This is a genomic window from Nocardia sp. PLKS1-43, from assembly GCF_059510335.1.
The window spans coordinates 1,603,083-1,625,912 of the sequence record NZ_JCAJZQ010000001.1; the positions used below are offsets into that span (position 1 = coordinate 1,603,083).

Below are 22,830 nucleotides of genomic sequence, written 5' to 3' on the forward strand. Positions count from 1 at the left end.
GTCAGGGCAGGCGCTGACGGTACACCAGACCGGTCACGACACCGGCCGCGCTGATCAGCAGACCCAGCAGCAGCCACGGCCGGCTGGCGTCACCGACGACCGTTTCGTACCCGATCTGGCTCTGCAGCTTGTCGTAGGCGTTGTTGAGTTCCTGCAGCGAGGTCGCGGTGAAGAACTGTCCGCCGGACAGGTCGGCGACCTTGTGCAGTGCGTCGTCGTCGACGGGCACCGGCTGCCCCTTCGAGCCGCCGGAGCCGTCGGGGATGTCGACCACGCCCCATTGGGTGCCGAACGAGATCGTCGAGATCGGCACCCCCTTCTGCTTGGCCAGTCGCGCGGCCACGAACTCGTGCCGGGGATTGTCGACATCGTCCGCGTCCGGCACGGTCTGCTTACCGTCGGACATCAGCACGATGCGCGCCGGCGGCGGCGAGGACCCGCCGCCGAGCACCGTGGCCAGGGTGTCGATCCCGCTGAGGCTGGTGAAGATGCCCTCGCCGGTCGCGGTGCGCTCGGCGAGCTGCAGATTGTTCACCGCCGCCTTGACCGTGTCGTGATTGGTGGTCGGATTGACCAGCAGCGAGGCGGTTCCGGCGAAACTGACCAGCCCGAGGTTGATTCCGTGCGGCATCGAGTCGATGAACCGGCCCGCGGCCTCCTTCGCCGCCTGGATGCGGCTGGGCTTGACGTCGGTGGCCTCCATCGACAGCGAGACATCGATGGCGAGCACCACCGTGGCCCGGTTGCGCGGAACCTTCTTCGCCATGGTCGGCCCGGCCGCCGCGACCGTCAGCAGCACGAGCCCGACCAGCATCAGTACCACCGGGGCGTGCCGCCACGCACTGGGCCCCTTCGGGCTCACGCCCTCCAGCAGCTCCATATTCGCGAACCGGAGCATATGCCGCTTGCGGCGACGTTGGACGAGCACGTACAGCAGCGCGATGAGCGCGACGACGATCAGGAACAGCAGCCAGATCGACGCGGTGAAGTGCGAAATACTCACTGAACGGGTACCTGCCCGGTCGGGGCGCCGAAGGTGTGGCGCCGGGTGGACACGAACCGGACGACGTCCGCGATCCAGTCGCGATCGGTGCGCAACCGCATCACCGGCGCGCCGCATCCGCGCAGTTCGGACTCCACCTGCTGACGGTGCAGCTGCGCGGCTCGCGTGAAATCGGCTCGCAGCGTTGGGGTTACGGTGAACTCGCGGGTGTGGCCGGTCTCCGGATCGTGCAGCACGACGTCACCGACGTCGGGCAGATCCAGATCCAGCGGATCGAGCACCTCGACCGCGAGCAGATCGTGCCGGCCCGAAACCGCGCGCAGCGAGCGCTGCCAATCCAGGTCGCCGAGGAAGTCCGAAATCACCACGGCCAGACCACGTTTGCGCTGCGGGCGGCGGAGCGATTCGATCGCGCCGCGCAGATCTCCGCGCACGCCGTCCGCGGCGCGCGGGGTGGTGGCGATCCGGCGCAACATCGCCTGCGCGTGCATGCGCCCGCTGCGGGCGGGCAGTCGCACCAGGCGATCGCCGGTGGCCACGATCGCGCCGATCCGGTTGCCGCCGCCGCTGGTCAGATGGGTGATCGCGGCGGCCGCGGCCACGGCCAGATCACGCTTCTGGCAGCCCGCGGTGCCGAAATCCAGACTCGCGGACAGGTCGACCACCAGCCACGTCTCGAGTTCGCGGTCCGCGATCATCTGCCGTACGTGCGGATGGGTGGTGCGCGCGGTCACCGACCAATCCATTTGGCGCACATCGTCACCCGGCTGGTACAGCCGGGCATCGCCCGGCTCCGAGCCCGGTCCCGGAATCAGGCCGAGGTGATCACCGTGCAGCACGCCGTCGAGGCGGCGCCGCACGGTCAGCTCGAGCGTTTTCAGCGCGGCGGACAGCCGCGGGTCGGACAGATCCCCGCCCCGGAAGGAAGGCGGGGCGTGTGCGGGAGTGTTCGACGAAATCGTCACCGGCGCAACCGAATCCTGCACCTCGCGCCTCACTGACGGTGCGGCTGGCCGTTCGGCACCGGCGACGCGGGCGGCTGCGGAACCGCCTGCTGCGGCGCGGGCGCGGCGCCGTGCGGGCCCGAGGGCGGCATCGGGGCGCCCGGCGCGCCGGCCGGGACCGCGGCCGGCGCGTTGGCCTGCGCCGCGACCTGCGGCAGGCCGACGGTCTGCAGAACGCGACGGATCACGTCGTCGGGGCTGACCTCGTCGGCCAGTGCGTCGTAGGACAGCACCAAGCGGTGCCGCAGCACGTCCGGGATCACCTCGACCACATCCTGCGGCACCACGTAGTCGCGGCCGCGGATCAGCGCGACCGCGCGCGCGGCGGCGATGATGCCCAGGCTGGCACGCGGCGAGGCGCCGTAGGCGACCCAGCCCGCGACGTCGTCGAGCCCGAATTCGGCCGGTTTGCGGGTCGCGGCGATCACCCGGACGACGTAGTCGACCAGCGCATGGTGCACGAACGTGGTGGCGGCCAGCTGCTGCAGCCGGATCAGCTCCTGCGGCTGCAGGACATTCTTGGGCTCGGGCGGGGTGACCCCCATCCGGTAGATGATCTCGCGCTCCTCCTCCACCGAGGGGTAGTCGACGATCACCTTGAACAGGAACCGGTCGCGCTGCGCCTCGGGCAGCGGGTACACGCCCTCGCTCTCGATCGGGTTCTGGGTGGCCATGACCAGGAACGGATCGGGCATCGGATAGGTCTTGCCGCCGATCGACACGTGCCGCTCGGCCATCACCTCGAGCAGGGCCGACTGCACCTTGGCCGGAGCGCGGTTGATCTCGTCCGCGAGCACGAAATTCGCGACGACGGGACCGAGTTCGGTGTCGAACTCCTCCCGGCCCTGCCGGTAGATGCGGGTACCGACCAGGTCCGTGGGCACCAGATCGGGGGTGAACTGCACGCGGGAGAAGCTACCGCCGACGACCTTGGCGAACGTCTCCACCGCCAGCGTCTTGGCGATGCCGGGCACACCTTCGAGCAGCACGTGACCGCGGGCCAGCACGCCGACGAGCAGCCGCTCCACCAGCCGGTCCTGCCCGACGATGACCCGCTTCACCTCGTAAATCGCCTTTTCCAGGGTCTGGACATCGCGCTCGAGGGTGTTCGGCGCCGGCTCGGGCGTATCCTTCACCGAATCCACTGCGCCTGCACCGTCAGTCGAAGTCACCAAACTCCCCGCTTTCACGTTGGTCTTTGTGCGTGCTGCCACAACTATTCCAGGTTCCGGCCCATGGTGCCGCAACCGGGCTGCGTGTTGGCACCGGGCCCGTCGGCGGGTGTGACCGCGCGATTCCCGGCCTCCCCGCCCTTGCCGGACACCGTACGCGCCGACCACCGGGCCGGCCACCGAAAACCCGGGACGCCGGGCCACCGTCCGCGCCGGGCCGCGAGTGACAACGCAACCGGATGCGACCACGCGATCGGTCCCGCGACGTGAGCGGACGCCACGGCGTTATCGGGTGCGTCCGGGCGACGCACGCGATCCGATACCGGATCGGGTCAGCTGATCAGGCGCACCGCTTTCGGCATGATCCCGCTCGTGCGCACGGCCGTAACCCGCACCACCTCACCGGATTCCGGCGCCTCGATCATCTTCCCGTTGCCCAGATACAGCGCCACGTGCTCACTGCCGTTCCGTCCCCAGAACAGCATGTCGCCGCGTTCACGTTGGGACACAGGCACTTTGGTGCCCATCTGATACTGATAACCGCTGTAGTGCGGCAGCGAGATCCCGACGCCGGCGAATGCGTAGACCATCAGGCCCGAGCAGTCGAAACCGGTCTTCTTGTAATCGCCGTACCTATCCGCGACACCACCGTCGTGGATGCCCTTGGTGGGCCCGTCCTCGTTTCCGCCGCCCCAGGCGTAGGTGACCCCGAGTTGCGACATCGCGCGGTCGACCACCATCTCGATCAGCTCCGCGGGCGTGCCGTCCGGGCGTGACGGCTTGTCGGGCATGGATCTGTGCGGGGCCGGGTCATCGTCGAGCTGCGTGTGCGGACGTTTACCGTCGCCGAGTTCTTCGGCCCGTTCCCGTGCCGCGGCATCGGATGCGGCGCGCACCGCCGCGGTCGCGGCCGCCGCGGCGGCCGCGACTTCCTCGGCCCGCCGCTGCCGGTCCCATTCCTCGTATGCCGCGCGCTCGCCCTGTAAGCCGTTGACCTGCTGGCGCGCCGCGTCCAAGCGCTGCTGGGCCACATCACGCTGTTCGATCAGCGCGTCGCGCTGCGCGGTCTGCTCGTTCACCGCCGATTCGGCGGCGGTGACGGCGGTCTGGGCCTCGGATTTCTTCGTCTCCGCGGCCGCGGCGGCGGTATCGGCCGTCTGCTTGGCCTGTCGCGCCGACGAATCGGCGTTGGCACGCTCGATCTGCGCGCGTCGCATGCCGTTCAGCGCCGCGTCCTGGGAAGTCGAGGCCACGCTCAGCAATTGCGCCCGCTCCAGGGACCGGTCCGGACCGCCGCCGGACAGGTAGTTGACCATCGAATCCGAGCCCGGGCTCATATAGGCCTGTTCGGCGAACTTGTCGAAATTGGCACGCGCCTGGTCGACCGCCGCGGCCGAGTCCGCGAGCGCACGCTGCGTCCCGGCGACCGCCGCCGCTGCCGCATCGGCCCGTTCCCGAGCCGACTGCAGGTCCACCAGCGCCTTGTTCACCGCCTCGCGCTTCTGCGCGACGACCGAGTCCAACTGCTGGATCTGCTGCCCGACCGCGGCCACATCGTTGATCAGTGCTCCGACCTGATTGACCCCGCTGGTCACCTGGGCGCCGGCCGCGGCGATGTCGTTGTCGCTGGGGTTGGGCGGGGGCGGTGGCACCGCGCCGGCGACGGGCGTCACCGCGATCAGCACGGCGGCGCACACCAGCAATCCCAAAGCAATCCTTGACGACCCCCCTCGAATCGTCTCGGCCACGCGCACCCACCTCCCTGGATCCACACCGCGTTCCCGGGAAGCGAAGCGTCACCGGGACCTTCACATGGGGTGATAGACATGGGACATCACCTCATGAGCATCAGCGACTCCCCTGCTCAACACTGGTCGCTGCGTACCCTTATGACACTTCTTCCCCAAGAGTGTCATTCGAAACCGTACGACACATAAGTCTCGGAGAGAACACACACGACGTAATCACATTCGCGTAATTTGTCGATTGCTTACAGATAACTGGAAGCGCGACAGAAATCCCCGCAGAGAACCGACCGTTCGCCTGCTTTCTGCCCGAAACGGGTAGTTCAGGTACGTCGAATCAGCCCTGCGGGGCGTATTTTCCGGGCCGAATGCCCAACCCGCCGGGCCGGTGCGTTGCCGACGCGACCCGGTTTCACCGCGACCGGCTCAGCGCGCCGGATCGCCCGCGAAGCGATCCGGCGCGGCCTCGGCACGGCGCCGCTTGACCAGATACAACCCGCCGGTCACGACCAGGACGCCGAGCAGCAGCACGTACGTCAGCACCGGCCACGAGATCGTTCCGTCGGCCTCGAGACTGTGCACGAACGCTTGCGTCGCCTCGACACTGTGGCCGCCGTGCCGGTTCTTGGCGATGTCCTCGGCCTTCTCCAGGCGGTACCGGCTGTAGGTGTCACTGTAGGTGCCCGCCCAGTCGTCGCTGAGCACCAGAACGGTGCCGTGCTCGGTTTTGCCGACCCGGGTGGCCAGGTCGCGCAGGCTCGAATCCGGCGACGGATTGCCCGGAACCACCACCACACTCAGCGAGATCCCGTTTTCCCGGGTCTCGGCGACCACAGACTCCAGATCGCTCGGGTCGTCTCCCTTGGGCACGTAGACGTGATCCGCTGCCAGGTGCGCGAGGATGGTGTGCACATCGACCTCGGGCGGGATCTCCGCGGCCCTGGGCGTACCAACCGAGGCAAAGGTGACGGTCATCTTCCATCCGGTCTCGTCGAGTCGCCAACCGGGGCGACTGGCTTCCAACACATGTCACACGATCCGCGCCACATCGGCGCGACAAGCGAGGCTGCGCCGAAACGCATGGATGCACAGTACGCGACCGGTGCATGATGTTTGCGGGCGCGCCGCGCGGTACGCCCCCCGCACGTTTCACAGGACAAGCGTACTGTTAGCCTGGGCAGCATGAGGGCGCACGGCTGTCGGCCCTCGACCGAGCCGCCGGCACAGCCCCGCCGACGGCCACCTCGCCAGGGCCCTTCGCGTCAGGGCCCGAAGGAGGAAGCTTGCGTAACCACGAAGGGCCCCGCACAAGGGCCCGATCAACCCCAGAGTGGAGCTGAACGTATGACGACCATCGATTCATTCGGCGCCAAGGGCACCCTCGAGGTCGGAGATCGGTCGTATGAGATCTTCCGCCTCTCCGCCGTGCCCGGCACCGAAAAACTCCCCTACGCACTGAAAGTCCTCGCCGAGAACCTGCTGCGCACCGAGGACGGCGCCAACATCACCGCGGATCACATTCGCGCCATTGCCGGTTGGGATCCCTCCGCGCAGCCGGACACCGAGATCCAGTTCACCCCCGCGCGAGTCATCATGCAGGACTTCACCGGTGTGCCGTGCGTGGTCGACCTGGCCACCATGCGCGAGGCCGTGACCACCCTGGGCGGCGACCCGAACAAGGTGAACCCGCTCTCGCCCGCCGAGATGGTCATCGACCACTCGGTCATCCTGGACGTGTTCGGCACCGCGGACGCCTTCGAGCGCAACGTCGACCTGGAGTACCAGCGCAACGGTGAGCGCTACCAGTTCCTGCGTTGGGGCCAGGGCGCTTTCGACGACTTCAAGGTCGTGCCGCCGGGCACCGGCATCGTGCACCAGGTCAACATCGAGTACCTCGCGCGCGTGGTCATGGTCCGCAACGGGCAGGCCTACCCCGACACCTGCGTCGGCACCGACTCGCACACCACCATGGTCAACGGCCTGGGCGTCCTGGGCTGGGGCGTCGGCGGGATCGAGGCCGAGGCCGCGATGCTGGGTCAGCCTGTGTCCATGCTGATTCCGCGCGTGGTGGGCTTCAAGCTGACCGGTGAGATCCAGCCGGGTGTGACCGCGACCGACGTCGTGCTCACCGTCACCGACATGCTGCGCAAGCACGGCGTGGTCGGCAAGTTCGTCGAGTTCTACGGCAAGGGCGTGGCCGAGGTGCCGCTGGCCAACCGCGCCACCCTGGGCAACATGAGCCCCGAATTCGGTTCCACCGCGGCGATTTTCCCGATCGACGAGGAAACCATCAACTACCTGCGCCTGACCGGTCGCACCGACGAGGAGCTCGCGCTCGTCGAGGCGTACGCCAAGGAACAGGGCATGTGGCACAACGCCGATCACGAGCCCGCCTACTCGGAGTACCTCGAGCTGGACCTGGGCACCGTGGTGCCCTCGATCGCCGGACCCAAGCGCCCGCAGGACCGAATCCTGTTGTCGGAGTCCAAGATCGCGTTCCGCAAGGACATCCACAACTACACCAACGACCCCGAGGCCGCCCCGCACTCCAAGCTCGACGAGGCGATCGAGGAGTCGTTCCCGGCCAGCGATCCGGCCGAGCTGTCCTTCGCCGACGACGACGCGGCCCTGGCGACCGCCGCCAACGGCAGCACCGGCCGCCCCTCCAAGCCGATCCGGGTGCGCAGCGCCGAGCGCGGCGACTTCATCCTGGACCACGGCGCGGTCGCGGTCGCGGGCATCACCTCCTGCACCAACACCTCCAATCCGTCGGTCATGATCGGCGCGGCCCTGCTCGCCCGCAACGCCGTGGAGAAGGGGCTGACCAGCAAGCCGTGGGTGAAGACCAACATGGCGCCCGGCTCGCAGGTGGTCTCGGACTACTACGAGAAGGCGGGCCTGTGGCCGTACCTGGAGAAGCTGGGCTTCTACCTGGGCGGTTACGGCTGCACCACGTGTATCGGCAACACCGGCCCGCTGCCGGAGGAGATCTCCAAGGCGGTCAACGACAACGACCTCACCGTCACCGCGGTCCTGTCCGGCAACCGCAACTTCGAGGGCCGCATCTCCCCCGATGTGAAGATGAACTACCTGGCCTCCCCGCCGCTGGTCATCGCGTACGCGCTCGCGGGCACCATGGACTTCGACTTCGAGCACGACGCGCTGGGCAAGGACAAGGACGGCAAGGACGTCTTCCTGAAGGACATCTGGCCTTCCTCGCAGGAGATCGACGACACCATCAAGTCGGCGATCAGCCAGGACATGTTCCGCAAGTCCTACGCCGACGTGTTCAAGGGCGACGAGCGCTGGCAGAACCTGCCGACCCCGGCCGGCGACACCTTCGCGTGGGACGAGAACTCGACCTACGTCCGCAAGGCGCCGTACTTCGACGGCATGGAACTGGAGCCCGCGCCGGTCGAGGACATCAAGGGCGCGCGCGTGCTGGCACTGCTGGGCGATTCGGTCACCACCGACCACATCTCCCCGGCTGGTCCGATCAAGTCCGGAACCCCGGCCGCGCAGTACCTGGACGCGCACGGCGTCGAGCGCAAGGACTACAACTCGCTGGGTTCACGGCGTGGTAACCACGAGGTGATGATTCGCGGCACCTTCGCCAACATCCGGCTGCGCAACCAGCTGCTGGACGACGTCTCGGGCGGTTACACCCGTGACTTCACCCAGGAGGGCGGCCCGCAGGCGTTCATCTACGACGCCTCGCAGAACTACCAGGCAGCGGGCATCCCGCTGGTCGTGCTCGGCGGCAAGGAATACGGCTCGGGCTCCTCGCGCGACTGGGCCGCCAAGGGCACCCGCCTGCTGGGTGTGCGCGCGGTCATCACCGAGTCGTTCGAGCGCATCCACCGCTCGAACCTGATCGGCATGGGCGTCATCCCGCTGCAGTTCCCGGCCGGCGAGTCGGCCGCCTCGCTGAAGCTGGACGGCACCGAGACCTTCGACATCGAGGGGATCACCCAGCTGAACGAGGGCAAGACGCCCAAGACCCTGAAGGTGACCGCCACCAAGGAGAACGGCGACAAGATCACCTTCGACGCGGTCGTGCGCATCGACACCCCCGGTGAGGCGGACTACTACCGCAACGGCGGCATCCTGCAGTACGTCCTGCGCAACATGATCAACGGCTAGGATCTCCCGCCCCGGCGGCGTCTGGTCCGGCGGTCGAAACTCGGAAGTTCCGACCGCCGGACCACGCGCCGGTTCCGAATACCTCTCGTACGACTCGCTCCGAACGGGTTGGGCGGGTGCACATCTCATCCGCAGGCGCCCCATCCCCGACCTTGTACCGTTGAACTCTGCGCCGGTCGACCCCGGCGCAGCGCGCTGTATTCCGCTGGAGGAGCCCATGCCCAAGGTCAGTGAGGACCATCTCGCCGCCCGGCGCAGCCAAATCCTGGACGGAGCGCGGCGCTGCTTCGCCGAATTCGGCTACGAGGGCGCCACCGTGCGCCGTCTGGAGGAAGCCATCGGGCTGTCCCGCGGCGCGATCTTCCATCACTTCCGCGACAAGGACGCGTTGTTCCTGGCGTTGGCCCAGGAGGACACCGAGCGGATGGCCGATATCGCCGCCAACCAGGGGCTGGTGCAGGTCATGCGGGAGATGCTGGCCGATCCGGCGCAGTACAACTGGCTCGGCACCCGGCTGGAGATCGCCCGGCGGCTGCGGACCGATCCGGAGTTCGCCGCGGGCTGGACCCAGCGTTCGGCCGAGTTGACCGCGGCCACCCTGGCCCGCCTCGAGCGCCGCAAGGCCGCGGGTGCGCTGCGCGACGACGTGCCGACCGACGTCCTGCTCGGTTACCTGGATCTGGTGCTCGACGGGCTCATCGCCCGCATCGCCTCCGGCCACACGAACGACAACCTCACGGCCGTGCTCGATCTGGTCGAAGCCTCCGTGCGCCGCAAGGGCTGAGCCGAAAATCCTCCCGCGATGGCACTCGATGCAAAAAAGCACGCGTTGCGATATTGCGGCGAACGCCGGTTTGCGCACACTGCCATCGCCGGGGTGGGCGGGTGAAATGAATTCCGACCGGTCCCGGCACATCGTGTCCGACGCCACTGCCCGGCCGGAAATAGCGGGCATTCAGCACACGTTGGCCGAATTATGACCTTTGCTGTCCCCGTTACCGTGCGCGGCTACGAACTCGATGTCAACGGCCATATGAATCAAGCCGTCTATCACCAATACGCCGAACACGCCCGCTGGGAGGCGTTGCGCGCGGCCGGCCTCGTGCCGGACAAGATGCTGCACGCGGGCCTCGGCCCGGTGGTGCTGGAGTCGACCGTGCGCCATCTGCGTGAGCTGCATCTGGGCGACGAGGTCACCGTCACCTGCGAATTCGAATGGGGCGAGGGCAAGGTGTTCCGGATCAACCAGCAGATCCGCAAACTCGACGGGACGGTGTCCGCCGAGTTCACGGTCGTCACCGGCCTGATGGATCTCACCGCACGCAAACTCGTTCCGAATCCGATCGAGCGGTTCCGCGAGCTGTCCGAGTCCGCGGACGTCCTGGGGCTGTGAAGCGTTGAGCGGTCAACCGAAAAACTCTCCGCGATAGCGCATTCCGGGTTCCCGCGACCGAATCCCGGCGCAGCGGAATTCTTTCGTTGCCGACCGGTCAGCGGGCGGATCGGGATATGATCCAGGGCACGCTCGGCTTCCGTGGCAAACCGCGAGCAGATCGGAGACCAGCCCCATGACCGATGCTGTCCATCCCACCGTGTCCACCTCTTCTGGGCCACGTCCCGATAGCCAGGAGGTTGCGCCGCTACTGTCCGGCTATTTGATAGCCGAATCGACGCGGGCGGTGAGCGTACGCGTGCACGAGGGCACCTGGACCTTCGATCGAGCGGATGTCCTCGGCATCGATTTGGTGGGGTCCGCGGTGCCGCACGCGGATGGCGATCCGGGCGCGCGTCCGGTGCGAGTGCGCATCCGGGCGGGCGCCACCGCGGACTTCACCCGGCGGCTGCGCATCGAGCTCACCGACCGCCCGATGACGTTGCCGCAGCAGCACTCTCCCGCCCGCGGCGACGATCTGCTGGCCCGCCTGACCGAACGCTGGGCGCGCGATCTGCAGTTGCCGACCGATCCGGCCGTCGGCGGGGTCACCATGACTCGCAGTCAGACTCGTTCGTTCGCGCGCAGCGACGACGCGATGGCCTGCGACAGTCTCGACTGAGAGGTCCGTCCGATGGCCCGCGCGACCGGGTCGGTGCTGATCGTCACCGAGGCCGACGACCTGCACGCCGACGCGATGGCCGCGACTCTGCGAAAGCATCACGGCGTCAGCCCGATTCGGCTCGATATGCGCGACTTCCCGCGCGAGACCGGTAGTTTCCGGCTCGACCGCGCGGGTACCGCACGGTCGCTGTCGAACCTGCGCGGTCTGGACGAGGTCGCGTCGGTGTGGTGGCGCCGGCCGCATCAGGCGATGGTGCCCAGCGGAATGCGTCGCGCGGACGACGACTACCGGCAGGCCGAATGCGACGGGTTCCTGCAGGGGTTGCTGTGGTCGATTCCGGCGGTCTGGGTCAACGATCCCGGCACCGACCGCACCGCGACCCGCAAGATCGTGCAACTCGAGACCGCCCGCCGCGCCGGATTCGTCATCCCGGAGACCCTGATCACCAACGATCCGGACGAGGCGCGCAGCTTCGTCGGCTCGAGGCCGGGGCCGGTGGTGTACAAGCGCACCGGGACCGGGCCCGCGGAATTCTCCGAGACACGCGTGGTCACCCCCGCGGATCTGGCCCGGCTGGAGACGATCCGATCGGCGCCCACGACCTTCCAGGACTACGTCCAGGCCGAGTGCGATCTGCGCGTGGTGTGGATCGACGGGGTCGAGTGGACCGTGCGGATCGACTCGCAATCCGGTGTGGGACGGGTGGATTCACGCCTGGACACCTCGGTCGACTTCACCCCCGAACGGCTGCCCGCGACGGTGAGCAAATCCATCGCCACGGTGATGGGCGCGCTCGGACTGACCTTCGGCGTACTGGACATCCGCCTCGGAACCGATGGCGAGTACTACTTCCTGGAGGTCAACCCGCAGGGGCAGTTCGCCTATCTCGAGATCAAGACCGGTTTGCCGATATTCCGCAGTCTCGCAGGGTATCTCGTCCTCGGTGACGCGAGCGTGCCGCTCGACTGAGGACCGCACCGAGCGAATTACTTACTCGCCGCAGTCTTCCGGCGATTGGCGCCACCGCGGCTGCGGAGTTGCACATGCGACTCCACCAGCACGTTGTGGATGAATCCGTACGAGCGCCCCGTCTCGCGCGCCAGCGAGCGGATACTTGCCCCCGCCTCGTACTGCTTCTTGAGCTGGGTTTGCAAGCGGTCGCGGGACTTTCCGGTCACGCGCGTACCTTTACCCAACGTGGATTTCCCCTGTGTGGGCCTGTCACTCATGGCTTCCTCCGGTCGCCCTGCAGCCTGATTCAAGGCTAGAACTACAAGCATGCAGTGATCAACGCTTCCGTGTGATCAACCTCACGATAATTGTCCGGAATCGGCATCGGCGACAATTTTCGGCGTCGTAGGCCGTCTGCACAACCGAACACAGCATCGAACGGACTACAGGAGCCTCCCAATGCGCAGGATCACCGCAGGACTCTTCATCGCCCTCGACGGCGTCGTCGCCGATCCGCAGGACTGGCACTTCCCCTACTTCAACGACGAGATGGGCGCCGCGGTCACCGGACAGATGGGCGCCGCGGACACCATGCTGTTCGGCCGCACGACCTACGAGGGTTTCGCCGCCGCGTGGCCCGAACGCGAACGCGAGGGCGGTCCGGACGCCGAGATGGCGCGGCACTTCGGCGACATCCGCAAGATCGTGGTCACGCACCGCGAGATCGACCTGCAGTGGCGCAATTCCGAGGTGCTGCAAGGTGATCTGGTCGACGCGGTGACCGCGCTGAAACAGGAGCGCGGCGGCGATATCGGACTGAGCGGTTCGGTCTCGATCGTGCGGCAGCTGCTGTCCGCACGGCTGATCGATGAGCTGCACCTGCTCGTGCACCCGATCGCGATGCGCTCGGGTATGCGTCTGTTCGAACAGGCCGATACGCCGCTGCCGCTGACCCTGCTGCGCTCGGCGACGTTCAAGACCGGCGTGGTGCACACCGTGTACGGCCCCGGCGAACTGCTCGAGGGCGGTTACGAGCAGGCCCGCGACAACCTCCGCTGACTAGGCGAGCTGGATCAGCTCCAGGTAGTCCTGCGACCAGTGGTCCTCGGTGCCGTCGGGCAGCATGATGACCCGTTCCGGGTTCAGCGCCTCGGCGGCGCCGGGATCGTGGGTCACCAGCACCACGGCCCCGGCGTAACTGCGCAGTGCGTCCAGCACCTGCTCGCGCGATACGGGGTCCAGGTTGTTGGTTGGCTCGTCCAGCAACAGCACATTCGCCGCGGAGGAGACCAGTCCGGCCAGGGCCAGACGGGTCTTCTCGCCGCCGGACAGCGTCCCCGCGGGCTGTTCCAGCTGCGGACCGGAGAACATGAACGCGCCGAGCAGGCTGCGAAGCTCCTGTTCGCCCGCATCGGGCGAGGCGTGCCGGATGTTCTCCCAGACCGTGGCGTTGTCGTCCAGGGTGTCGTGCTCCTGGGCGAAATAGCCGACCTTGAGACCGCGGCCGGGCTCGACCCCTCCCGCTGTCGGAGTCTCTACTCCCGCAAGGAGTTTGAGCATGGTGGTCTTACCCGCGCCGTTCAGGCCGAGCACCACGACGCGGCTGCCCCGATCGACCGCGAAGCTGACACCGGTGAAGATCTCCAGGGACCCGTAGAGCTTGGTCAGATCTGTCACCATCAGCGGGGTGCGGCCGCAGGGCGCGGGCTCCGGGAATTTGATCCGGGCCACCTTGTCGGCCACGCGCACCTCGTCCAGATCCGCGAGCAGCCGGTCCGCGCGCTTGGACATCTGGTGCGCCGCAGCGGCTTTCGTGGCCTTGGCGCCGAGTTTGGCGGCCTGGGCCCGCAGTGCGCTCGCCTTCTTCTCGGCGTTGGCGCGTTCGCGCACCCGGCGTTGCTCGTCGGTGGCGCGGGCGTCCAGGTACTTCTTCCAGCTCATGTTGTAGATATCGGCCTCGCCGCGCACCGCGTCCAGGAACCAGACCTTGTTCACCACGTCGGCGAGCAGATCCACGTCGTGGGAGATGACGATCAGACCGCCGTCGTGGTTCTGCAGGAAGCCGCGCAACCAGGTGATCGAATCGGCGTCGAGGTGGTTGGTGGGCTCGTCCAGCAGCAGCGTCCGATCGCTGCGGCCGCCCGAACCGTCCGAGGCGGAGAACAGGATGCGCGCGAGCTCGATACGACGGCGCTGACCGCCGGACAGGGTGCGCAACTGCTGATTCAGCACGCGATCGGGCAGCCCGAGGCTGTTGCAGATACGCGCGGCCTCGCTCTCGGCGACGTAACCGCCCAGCGCGGAGAACCGGTCCTCCAGCTGTCCGTACTTGCGCACCGCCTTCTCGCGTTCGGCGTCGTCCGCCACCTCGGCCATGCGCGCCTGCTGCTTTTCCATATCGCGGATCAGCGCGTCCAGGCCGCGGGCGGACAGGACCCGGTCCCGGGCCAGCACGTCGAGGTTGCCCTCGCGCGGATCCTGTGGCAGATAACCGATTTCGCCGGACCGAGTGACCGTGCCCGCGTAGGGCTCGCCCTCACCGGCCAGGATGCGCAGCGTCGTCGTCTTACCGGCGCCGTTGCGCCCGACCAGTCCGATCCGGTCGCCCGCCTGCACCCGCAGCGCCGAACCGGGCGCGGTCAGCAGCGTGCGGATTCCGGCCCGGACCTCCAGGTCGGTCGCGGTGATCACAAAAGTCTCCTCGCAAAATAATTCGTGCGGTCACGGGGTGATAGCTCGAGTGTGCGTCGACAGAACGCACGAGAACCACCGATTTTACCCATCCTCCCGATCGACCGCCGTAACGTGCACCACTACCGGGGCCCCGCAGCGCTTCCCGAACGCCGATCGCGTCGCTCGGTCCGGGCCGTGCGCCGAGCGCGCGCACGGGCTCCGGGACCGGACCGGGTCTACCCGCCGCACCGGGCCATCGGCTAGCGTGCGGAGGTATGAGCGATGATCTGAAGGGCAAGAGTGCGCTGGTCACCGGCGCGAGCCGCGGTATCGGCAAGGCGGTCGCGGCGGAATTGCTGGCCCAGGGCGCGAACGTGTTGATCACCGCCCGCAAAGCCGAACCGCTGGAGGAGACCGCCACCGAACTGCGCGGCCTCGGCCATGCGGGGCGGGTCGTCGCGCTCGCGGGCAATTCGGGCGACGCGACCGCACGCGCGGACGCCGTGGCCACCGCGGTCGCCGAATTCGGCGCGCTGGACATCCTGATCAACAACACCGGTATCAACCCCGTCTACGGCTCGCTCATGGAGGCCGATCTGGGCGCGGTGCGCAAGATCTTCGACGTCAACGTCGTCGCCGCGCTCGGCTACGTCCAGGAGGCGTACCGGGCCTGGATGAGCGCCAACGGCGGCGCGGTGGTGAACGTCGCCAGCGTCGCGGGGATCCGTTCCAGCGGAGTGATCGCCGCGTACGGCGCCTCCAAGGCCGCGCTCATCCGGCTCACCGAGGAACTCGCCTGGCAGCTCGGCCCCGGCATCCGGGTCAACGCCGTGGCGCCCGCGGTGGTCAAGACCAAGTTCGCCGACGCCCTCTACTCCGCCGACGAGGAGGCCGCGGCCGCGCCGTATCCGTTGAAGCGGCTGGGCAATCCGGAGGACGTCGCCGCGCTGATCGCCTTCCTCGTCTCGGATCGAGCGGCCTGGATCACCGGTGAGGTCGTGCGCGTCGACGGCGGTCTGCTGGCCACCGGCGGGCTCTGAGACCACCGTCGCTCAACGGAACAGCAGCGCACCGGCCATATCGGCCTCCAGATAGTGCATGTACTTGGCCGCGGTGTCCTCGGTGACCGCGCTGGTCGCGGTCACCACCGTGAGCACCACGAAATCCCCCTGGGCCTTGGTCTGCCACTTGCCGACGGCGAAATGGTCGATGTAGGTGCCGGGCCGCATCTTCAGATCGTCGTCGGCGTACTGGGTCGCGAGATTTCTCGCGTCGGCGGTGCCGGTGGTGCCCAATACGTACTGCGCGAGCATGATGCCGCCGTTCTCCGCCCGATACACCATCTCCGCGGCGTACTGGCAGCCCAGGCCGGTCAGCTTGCCGCCGTTCTCGATATCGGCGCAGGTGGGATGGTCCTGTCCCGAGACCCAGTCCGCATGCAGATGGACGCCGTCGAGGCTGAAATTCCAGTCGTGGGAGTACTCGGTGTAGCTGAATCGGCCCGAGTGGTTCGCGGACGAGGTCGCCGGAGCGGTCGTCGTGGCCGAACTGCTGGTGGCGGATACCAGCGACGGGCCGGCCGGGCTCGCTGAGGTGTCGTGCCCGGAATGCCGGTTGAGCACCACGACCAGGGCGACGGCGATCACCACCAGCACCACAGCACCGGCGGCTCCGCCGGCGATCAGCGCCGTATTGTTGCGGCGCGGCGGCGGGAACCCACTGGGATATCCCAGCTGCGGAGACCAGCCCGGTTGCTGCTGCCATCCCTGCCCGGCATCACCGGGCGGCGGATAGGCCGACTGCTGATAGCCCGTCTGCGGCTGGTGGGCGGGATGCCCGGCGCCGCTCCGGCCCCATCCGGCATCGGGCGTCTGCTGGTAGCCGCCGGCCTGCCCCCATCCGGGCGAATCGGGTGATTGCGGCGCGGGATTCCCATAAGGGTCCGAGCCGGGGGGATACGTCATCACTGCGTCCTTCCGCAGCCGGGGTCGCCGTAGCGCCCTGTCGCGGTGGTCCCCCCAGGCTTCGCGCGAACCCTACCGCAGCCCTGTGACACGGTGCCACGCGGAATATCTGATCCAATGCTCGGTATGACCTCGGACCTGCTCATCTGCGGCCTGGGCCCGGCCGGACGCGCGCTGGCGCACCGGGCGCTCGCGCACGGGCGCACCGTGACCGTCGTGGACCCGCGGCCCGCCCGGCGCTGGACCGCGACCTATGCGGCCTGGTCGGACGAGCTGCCCGGCTGGATCGCGCCGGCCGCGGTCGCGGCCACCGTGTCCCGGCCGGTCGCGTGGGGCACACGCCGATTCGAAATCGACCGGGCCTATACGGTTTTCGACACCGGCGCACTGCAGGATTCGCTCGACATCGGCGCGGCGAGGGTGGTGACCGACCGGGTGGAGCAGATCCTGCGGCCGCGGCTTCCCCGGGCTCGGCAGGCGGTGCGCCTGTCCGGCGGCGAGATCCTGCCCGCCCGGCGGGTGATCGACGCCCGCGGTGTCCCGCGCTCCCCGGGCCGGGCCGAGCAAACGGCGTACGGCGTTGTCGTGCAACGGGATCGGTGGGGCGAGCCGATGTTCATGGACTGGCGCACGGACAACGGCACATCTCCCGGCGACTCGCCCTCGTTCCTGTACGCGGTTCCGCTCGGAACGGGCCGGATACTGCTCGAGGAGACCTGCCTGGCCGGGCGTCCCGCACTGGACCCGGCCGCCTTGCGTGACCGCCTGCAAGCCCGGATGCGTTGCCGCGGAATCGAATTCGACGGCACTGAACCGGTCGAGCGGGTGCGGTTCGCACTCCAGGGCGGACGGCCGGGAGCCGGACGATTCGGCGCCGCGGGCGGATTCCTGCATCCCGCAACGGGTTACAGCGTCGCGGCGGCGCTGTCCGCCGCCGACGCGATCGTCGCCGGCGGGCCGACCGCCTCCGCCTCGGCCCATGCGGTTCACTTGGCGCGCGAGGCGGGGCTGCGCGCGCTGCTCGCCCTCCCGCCTGCCGATCTGCCTGCCTTCTTCGACGCCTTCTTCGCGTTGCCCGTGCGCACGCAGCGCGCCTATCTGTCCGGCCGGGACGATCTGCCGGGTACCGCCGCCGCGATGACGTCGCTGTTCCGCGCCCTGCCGTGGCGGCTGCGCCGCACCCTGGCCGCGGCCGTCCTCACGCGCTGACCTCGGCCCGGTCACCGAGGCTCAGCCGCCGGATCGGACCCATCCCGGCCAGGGCCAGGACCGCGAGCACACCGTGCGCCGCGACGAACCAGAGCGCGACGTCGAACGATCCGGTGGTCTGCACGATGTAGCCGATCACGATCGGGGTGACGATGCCCGCGATATTGCCCAGGCCGTTGGTCAGGGCGCCGAAGATACTCGCCGCCTCGGTGGGCGCGACGTCGGTGGTGATGGCCCAGCCCAGTGAGCCCATCCCCTTGCCGAAGAACGCCGTGGTCATGATCAGCACGATGATGGTGGTGCTGTCGGTGAAGTCCGCGACCGCGATGACGGTGCCGAGCAGCAGTCCGGCCGCGGCGGGCGCCTTGCGGGCCACGGTCAGCGAAACCCCGTGCCGCAGTAGGAAATCGGAGATGAATCCGCCGGCCAGACCGCCGATGAACGCGGCCAGCGCGGGCAGCGCGGCGATGAACCCCGCGTGCACCAGCGAAATGTGCCGGGCCTGGGTGAGGTAGATCGGGAACCAGGTGATGAAGAAGTAGCTCAGCGAGTTGACCGCGTACTGGAAGACCGAGATTCCCCACAGCGGCCGGGTGGCCAGCACTCGGCCGAGCATCCGGCGGTCGAGGCGGGTTCGCGCGCCGGTCGAGGAGGTCGAATCCATGTCGATCAGCGCGCCGCCGCCGCTCATCGTCTCGAGTTCGCCCGGTGAGACCCGCCCGTGCTCACGCGGCGGGTACATCCAGCCCCACCACAGGATCGCCATCGCCATCCCGAGCGCGCCGAGCAGGACGAACACCCATCGCCAGCCGAATTCGTGCGTGACCCAGGCCATTACGGGCGCGAACAGCACGGTCGCGAAATACTGCCCCGAGTTGAACACCGCGGTCGCCTGACCGCGTTCGGCGGTGGGGAACCAGATCGTCGAGACGCGCGCGTTCGCGGGGAAGGCGGGGGATTCGAAGACGCCCAGCAGCAGCCGCAGCGCGAACATCAGCACCAGGGCCACCACCACGCGCGTGGTGACCAGCCCGACCAGGCTGGTCGCCGCGGTCGCCAGTGTCCACAGCGCCAGGCTGCCCGCGTACACCCGCCGTGCGCCGAACCGGTCCAGCAGCATCCCGCCGGGCAACTGCGAAACCACGTACGCCCAGCTGAACGCCGAGAAGATATAGCCGAGCTGAACCGCGGAGAAACCCAGCGTGGTCCGCACGCTGGTGCCGGTGATCGACAGCGAGCTGCGGTCGGCGTAATTGACGACCGTGATGACGAACAACAGCCCCAGCACCACGAACCGGGTGGGGATCCGGCGCGGCCGCTCCGGCCGCGCGGGTGTGACCGGGCCCGCCGCGGCGAGTTCTCCGGATTCCGGCTTCAGCATTCTCGTCCTCCTGCACCCCCGGCCACGGTTGTGGTCCGGGTCACCCCGAAGCGGGTGTGATGAGGAGGCTATGCCGTGCGGGCGATACCCGTCGAACACCGATTCGGCATCGAGTGATACCCGAAGTCGCATGTCGGGACCGGTATCCTCACAGAATGAAGCGCACGTCGTTCGCACGCTGGCCCTGCTCCATCGCCCGGACTATGGATCTGCTCGGCGACTGGTGGACGCCGCTGGTGCTGCGCGAGGCGTTCTACGGAATCCGCCGCTTCGACGATTTCCAGCAACAACTGGGCATCGCCCGCAACACCCTCAGCGAACGCCTGCGGCGCCTGGTGGACGAGGGTCTGCTGGAGAGGCGCCCGTACCACTTCGAGCCGACCTGGTACGAATACGTGCTCACCGAGAAGGGCGCGGACTTCTGGAGCGTGCTGCTGACGATCAACCGCTGGGGCGACCGCTGGCTGGCCGGCCCGGAAGGGGCGCCGATCACCCTGCACCACACCGCCTGCGGTCACGACACTCAGGTCGAGGTGGTGTGCGCGCACTGCGCGGAACCCGTGACGTTCGAGGATTCACGCCTGCGAATCGGGCCCGGGTATCCCGAGCACCTGCGCGATCGTCCCGATATCCGCGAACGTTTCGCGCGGCAGGAGTCCGAGTAGCTTCCACATCCCCGCGATCACCGCAGTTGCCATGCGCAACAGCCGATTTCGATACCGGCACGGCCCGTCACGCCGTGGTGGAGCGCCGGGCGATGAGTTCGGGGACGAACACGACGTGCTGATGCCGGTGCGTACCGTCGCCCCCGGCCTCCTCGAGCAGCAGGCGCGCCGCGGTGCGGCCGAGTTCCTCGCGCGGCTGCCGGATCGAGGAGAGCGGAACCGCGGCCGCGGCGGCGAAGTCGATGTCGTCGTAGCCGATGACAGCCATATCGCCGGGCACCGTCAGACCGCGCAGGGTCAGCGCCTGCAGGACGCCGAGGGCGAGCAGGTCGTTGGCGCAGAACACCGCGGTCGGGCGGTCGGCGTTGTCCAGCAGCGCGGCCGCGGCATCGCGCCCGGCCTCGAAAGTCAGTGCGGCCGTGGGGATGTCGTAGAGACGGGCATCGGCGGCCGCGATCGCGGCGGCCGCGCCCCGGCGACGCTCGCTCACCTGGGTCACCGCCCCCGGGCCGCCGACGAATCCGATCCGGGTGTGCCCGGCGGCGAGCAGATGTTCGGCGGCCAGCCGCCCGCCCAGGACGTCGTCGACCGAGACCGAGCAGCGGTCCGGACGATCGCTGTGCCGGTCCACGAGCACCGCCGGCACGCCCTGGGCGGCCAGCGTGCGCAAAGCCTGTTCACCGTCGCCGTCCGCCGGGGTGATCAGCACTCCGCGCATCCGCTGCTGGGCGATCTGCTCGAGATGACGTTCCTCGCGCCGCGGATCGTCGCCGCTGTTGCAGATGACCAGCATCGCGTCGTGCCGCGCGGCCTCCTGCTCCGCGCCGTGCGCGACGTCGGTGAAGAAGGGGTTGGCCATGTCCAGCACCACCATGGCCAGGGTGCGGCTGCTCCCCTCGCGCAGTTGGCGCGCGGAATCATTACGCACATAGCCGGTTTCGGCGATCGCCCGGCGCACCCGCTCGCGCGTCGCCGCGGAGACCTGGTCGGGCCGGTTGAGCACGTTGCTGACCGTGCCCAGTGACACTCCGGCGCGCCGGGCCACCTCCTTGATACTCACCGCCATCGTGTGTCCTTCCCGTGACGATGCGAGCATAATCGCCGCGGCCGGGCGCGAGGCCCGGCCGCGGCTCGGCGGGTCAGCCGCGCACCGGAACCGGATCGTTCGGGTCGGCGATCTGCCCGTACCGTTCGTACTCGATCTCCCGCAACGTCTTGTTCCGGGTGCGCGGAGCCCAGACCGTGCCGATCACCAGCGCGAGGGCCAGCAGGCCGATCAGCAGCAGACCGACCGAGGTCAACCCGGTGGCGGCCAGCATGGTCGGGAAGAAGTAGCTGAGCAGTCCGGTCGCCGCGCGCACCACGAAGAACATGAAGCCCTGTGCGCTGGCGCGATACGACGTGGCGAACAACTCGCTGGTCCACAGACTGTAGAACGCCTGGGCGCCGATCCCGCTGGAGATGCCCCACAGCACAGCGAAGGTCAGCAGGGTGGGCATGCCCGCGGAGGTGAAGAACACCAGCACGCACCACGCCAGCACGCCCAGTGCCGCACCCACCAGGTACAGCACCCGCTGGGAGATCCGGTCGGCGAACGCCATGAAGCCGAAATACGTTGCCAGCACGGTGCATCCCCACACCAGCACCTGCAGCAGATCCTGCTGTACCGCGCTGTGCACCCCGGCGCTGTCGTACACCCGGGGCATGAAGATGCCCGCCTGCCCGGCCACCGTGTTCCAGAATCCGTAGACGCCCATCAGCATCAGCAACGCGGTGATGTTCACCCGTCGCGAGAACAGGCCGCGCAGGCCGCGATCGCCCGCCGAGGACGGCCGCGTGCCGCGTTCGGCGTCCTCGGTCCAGATCTGCGATTCGGCCAGGCCCTGCCGGATCCACCACACCACCGCCGCGACCGCGAACAGGTGCAGGAAGATCAGCCGCGAACCGGCGAGCCCGAGCGGCGCCAGGCCGGCCGCCAGCGCGAAACCGATCAGCGGGCCCAGCGACCAGGCCAGCTGGGCGGTGCCGACGTGCCGGGCCCGCGCGGTGGTCGGGGCCTGTTCGGCGATGTAGGTCCACGAGGCCGGGACGCCGGCGCCCACCGCGATCCCGGTGATCAGGAAACCCGCCAGCAGCATGCCGAAATCGACCGCACAGGCCGCGATCAGCACGCCGACCATGTAGACCAGCAAATCGTAGGTGTAGATCGCCTTGCGCCCGAAGCGATCACACAGCGGACCGCCCAGGCCCGCTCCGATGGCCGCGCCGAATGCGTTGGCGCTGAACGCCGCCAGCAGACCGACGGCCAGATTGCTCAGCCCGTAAGCGTGTTGCCAGAAGGTGAGACTGGTCGCGATCGCGATGATCGATCCGGCCTCGATGTAGTTGGACATGGCGACGGAGATCGTGGCCCGCCAGCCCGTCGTGGAGCGTGCGCCTAACTTCATGATTCCTCGTTGTTGATGATGCCGGAAGATTGCCGCGCGGCGGTATCCGGGCCGATGTACCGGGTCGGGGATGGATCAGTCCAGGTGGAAGTACTCATCGAGCCGCCGCATCGAGGCGTCGACCGGCACACCGTCGGGGGCTCGGAAGTATTCGGCCATCGTTTGCTGCCAGCGGGCGTTGACCTCGCTCGACGCCATCGCGGCGTTCGCGCGGGCGAAGTCGGCGGTCTCCAGGTACCCGATCACCAGACCGTCCTCGGGTCGCAGGAACAGCGAGTAGTTGGACCAGCCGGCCGCATGCAGCGCGTCGAGCATCTCCGGCCAGACCGTCGTGTGTGCGGCGAGGTAGTCCTCGACTCGATCCGGCCGCAACTCGAGCACGAAGCAGACGCGCTCAGATTTGTCACCCATGCAGA

General features: G+C 68.4%; 21 protein-coding genes. 9 read left to right on the forward strand and 12 right to left on the reverse strand.

Features of this window, described 5'->3' with window-relative positions:
- Position 1 precedes the first annotated feature (1 nt).
- From AC5WS7_RS07635 to AC5WS7_RS07655, 5 genes are all read right to left on the reverse strand, one after another.
- A complete protein-coding gene (locus tag AC5WS7_RS07635; protein ID WP_495953599.1) occupies positions 2 to 1,003 on the reverse strand; it encodes a VWA domain-containing protein in 1,002 nt (333 codons plus the stop codon).
- Positions 1,000 to 1,968 carry a DUF58 domain-containing protein gene (locus tag AC5WS7_RS07640; RefSeq protein ID WP_495953600.1) on the reverse strand — a complete coding sequence of 323 codons (969 nt, stop codon included), beginning with the start codon at positions 1,966 to 1,968 and terminating at the stop codon, positions 1,000 to 1,002. The genes AC5WS7_RS07635 and AC5WS7_RS07640 overlap by 4 nt, the downstream gene beginning before the upstream one ends.
- Positions 1,969 to 1,997: 29 nt before the next feature.
- Complete coding sequence (locus AC5WS7_RS07645; RefSeq protein WP_495953601.1) at positions 1,998 to 3,152, reverse strand: AAA family ATPase; 1,155 nt, start codon at positions 3,150 to 3,152, stop codon at positions 1,998 to 2,000.
- A gap of 359 nt (positions 3,153 to 3,511) precedes the next feature.
- On the reverse strand, positions 3,512 to 4,888 hold the full coding sequence (locus AC5WS7_RS07650) for an NlpC/P60 family protein (protein WP_495953602.1): 1,377 nt from the start codon (positions 4,886 to 4,888) through the stop codon (positions 3,512 to 3,514).
- Between the two features lie 462 nt (positions 4,889 to 5,350).
- Complete coding sequence (locus AC5WS7_RS07655; protein ID WP_495953603.1) at positions 5,351 to 5,950, reverse strand: Rv1476 family membrane protein; 600 nt, start codon at positions 5,948 to 5,950, stop codon at positions 5,351 to 5,353.
- 318 nt (positions 5,951 to 6,268) lie between these two features.
- Here AC5WS7_RS07655 and acnA point away from each other — a divergent pair, with 318 nt between their 5' ends.
- The 5 genes from acnA to AC5WS7_RS07680 all read left to right on the forward strand — a co-directional run bounded on the left by acnA (position 6,269) and on the right by AC5WS7_RS07680 (position 12,093).
- Positions 6,269 to 9,067 (forward strand): aconitate hydratase AcnA, encoded by a 2,799-nt coding sequence (acnA, locus tag AC5WS7_RS07660; protein ID WP_495953604.1) that lies wholly within the window; start codon positions 6,269 to 6,271, stop codon positions 9,065 to 9,067.
- Between the two features lie 217 nt (positions 9,068 to 9,284).
- Complete coding sequence (locus AC5WS7_RS07665; RefSeq protein WP_067893399.1) at positions 9,285 to 9,851, forward strand: TetR/AcrR family transcriptional regulator; 567 nt, start codon at positions 9,285 to 9,287, stop codon at positions 9,849 to 9,851.
- A gap of 192 nt (positions 9,852 to 10,043) precedes the next feature.
- Entirely contained in the window at positions 10,044 to 10,460 is a 417-nt protein-coding gene (locus AC5WS7_RS07670; protein WP_495953605.1) for an acyl-CoA thioesterase, read from the forward strand.
- A 175-nt stretch (positions 10,461 to 10,635) separates the two neighbouring features.
- The gene (locus AC5WS7_RS07675) at positions 10,636 to 11,121 is read left to right on the forward strand and encodes a hypothetical protein (protein WP_495953606.1); all 486 of its coding nucleotides are present in this window, start codon (positions 10,636 to 10,638) and stop codon (positions 11,119 to 11,121) included.
- A 12-nt stretch (positions 11,122 to 11,133) separates the two neighbouring features.
- Entirely contained in the window at positions 11,134 to 12,093 is a 960-nt protein-coding gene (locus tag AC5WS7_RS07680) for an MvdC/MvdD family ATP grasp protein (RefSeq protein WP_495953607.1), read from the forward strand.
- A gap of 17 nt (positions 12,094 to 12,110) precedes the next feature.
- On the opposite strand, the gene AC5WS7_RS07685 is transcribed toward AC5WS7_RS07680, so the two are convergent.
- The gene (locus AC5WS7_RS07685) at positions 12,111 to 12,353 is read right to left on the reverse strand and encodes a helix-turn-helix domain-containing protein (RefSeq protein WP_495953608.1); all 243 of its coding nucleotides are present in this window, start codon (positions 12,351 to 12,353) and stop codon (positions 12,111 to 12,113) included.
- Positions 12,354 to 12,534: 181 nt separating this feature from the next.
- Here AC5WS7_RS07685 and AC5WS7_RS07690 point away from each other — a divergent pair, with 181 nt between their 5' ends.
- The gene (locus AC5WS7_RS07690; RefSeq protein WP_495953609.1) at positions 12,535 to 13,134 is read left to right on the forward strand and encodes a dihydrofolate reductase family protein; all 600 of its coding nucleotides are present in this window, start codon (positions 12,535 to 12,537) and stop codon (positions 13,132 to 13,134) included.
- Here the strand turns inward: AC5WS7_RS07690 and AC5WS7_RS07695 are convergent, their stop codons facing one another.
- Complete coding sequence (locus tag AC5WS7_RS07695) at positions 13,135 to 14,766, reverse strand: ABC-F family ATP-binding cassette domain-containing protein (RefSeq protein ID WP_495953610.1); 1,632 nt, start codon at positions 14,764 to 14,766, stop codon at positions 13,135 to 13,137.
- Between the two features lie 257 nt (positions 14,767 to 15,023).
- Between AC5WS7_RS07695 and AC5WS7_RS07700 the strand changes: the two genes are divergently transcribed.
- Entirely contained in the window at positions 15,024 to 15,788 is a 765-nt protein-coding gene (locus AC5WS7_RS07700) for an SDR family oxidoreductase (protein WP_495953611.1), read from the forward strand.
- Between the two features lie 12 nt (positions 15,789 to 15,800).
- Here the strand turns inward: AC5WS7_RS07700 and AC5WS7_RS07705 are convergent, their stop codons facing one another.
- The gene (locus tag AC5WS7_RS07705; protein ID WP_495953612.1) at positions 15,801 to 16,712 is read right to left on the reverse strand and encodes a hypothetical protein; all 912 of its coding nucleotides are present in this window, start codon (positions 16,710 to 16,712) and stop codon (positions 15,801 to 15,803) included.
- Positions 16,713 to 16,838: 126 nt separating this feature from the next.
- On the opposite strand from AC5WS7_RS07705, the gene AC5WS7_RS07710 reads away from it, so the two are divergent.
- On the forward strand, positions 16,839 to 17,921 hold the full coding sequence (locus AC5WS7_RS07710; protein WP_495953613.1) for a lycopene cyclase family protein: 1,083 nt from the start codon (positions 16,839 to 16,841) through the stop codon (positions 17,919 to 17,921).
- On the opposite strand, the gene AC5WS7_RS07715 is transcribed toward AC5WS7_RS07710, so the two are convergent.
- A complete protein-coding gene (locus AC5WS7_RS07715) occupies positions 17,911 to 19,302 on the reverse strand; it encodes an MFS transporter (protein ID WP_495953614.1) in 1,392 nt (463 codons plus the stop codon). The genes AC5WS7_RS07710 and AC5WS7_RS07715 overlap by 11 nt on opposite strands.
- Before the next feature lie 155 nt (positions 19,303 to 19,457).
- Here AC5WS7_RS07715 and AC5WS7_RS07720 point away from each other — a divergent pair, with 155 nt between their 5' ends.
- Positions 19,458 to 19,967, forward strand: coding sequence for a winged helix-turn-helix transcriptional regulator (locus tag AC5WS7_RS07720; RefSeq protein WP_495953615.1), 510 nt, complete (start codon positions 19,458 to 19,460; stop codon positions 19,965 to 19,967).
- A 67-nt stretch (positions 19,968 to 20,034) separates the two neighbouring features.
- Here the strand turns inward: AC5WS7_RS07720 and AC5WS7_RS07725 are convergent, their stop codons facing one another.
- From AC5WS7_RS07725 to AC5WS7_RS07735, 3 genes are all read right to left on the reverse strand, one after another.
- Positions 20,035 to 21,033 (reverse strand): LacI family DNA-binding transcriptional regulator, encoded by a 999-nt coding sequence (locus AC5WS7_RS07725; RefSeq protein WP_495953616.1) that lies wholly within the window; start codon positions 21,031 to 21,033, stop codon positions 20,035 to 20,037.
- A gap of 73 nt (positions 21,034 to 21,106) precedes the next feature.
- Positions 21,107 to 22,414: an MFS transporter gene (locus tag AC5WS7_RS07730; RefSeq protein WP_495953617.1), complete on the reverse strand. Its 1,308-nt coding sequence runs from the start codon at positions 22,412 to 22,414 to the stop codon at positions 21,107 to 21,109.
- A 75-nt stretch (positions 22,415 to 22,489) separates the two neighbouring features.
- Complete coding sequence (locus AC5WS7_RS07735; RefSeq protein ID WP_495953618.1) at positions 22,490 to 22,825, reverse strand: L-rhamnose mutarotase; 336 nt, start codon at positions 22,823 to 22,825, stop codon at positions 22,490 to 22,492.
- Between the last annotated feature and the right edge of the window lie 5 nt (positions 22,826 to 22,830).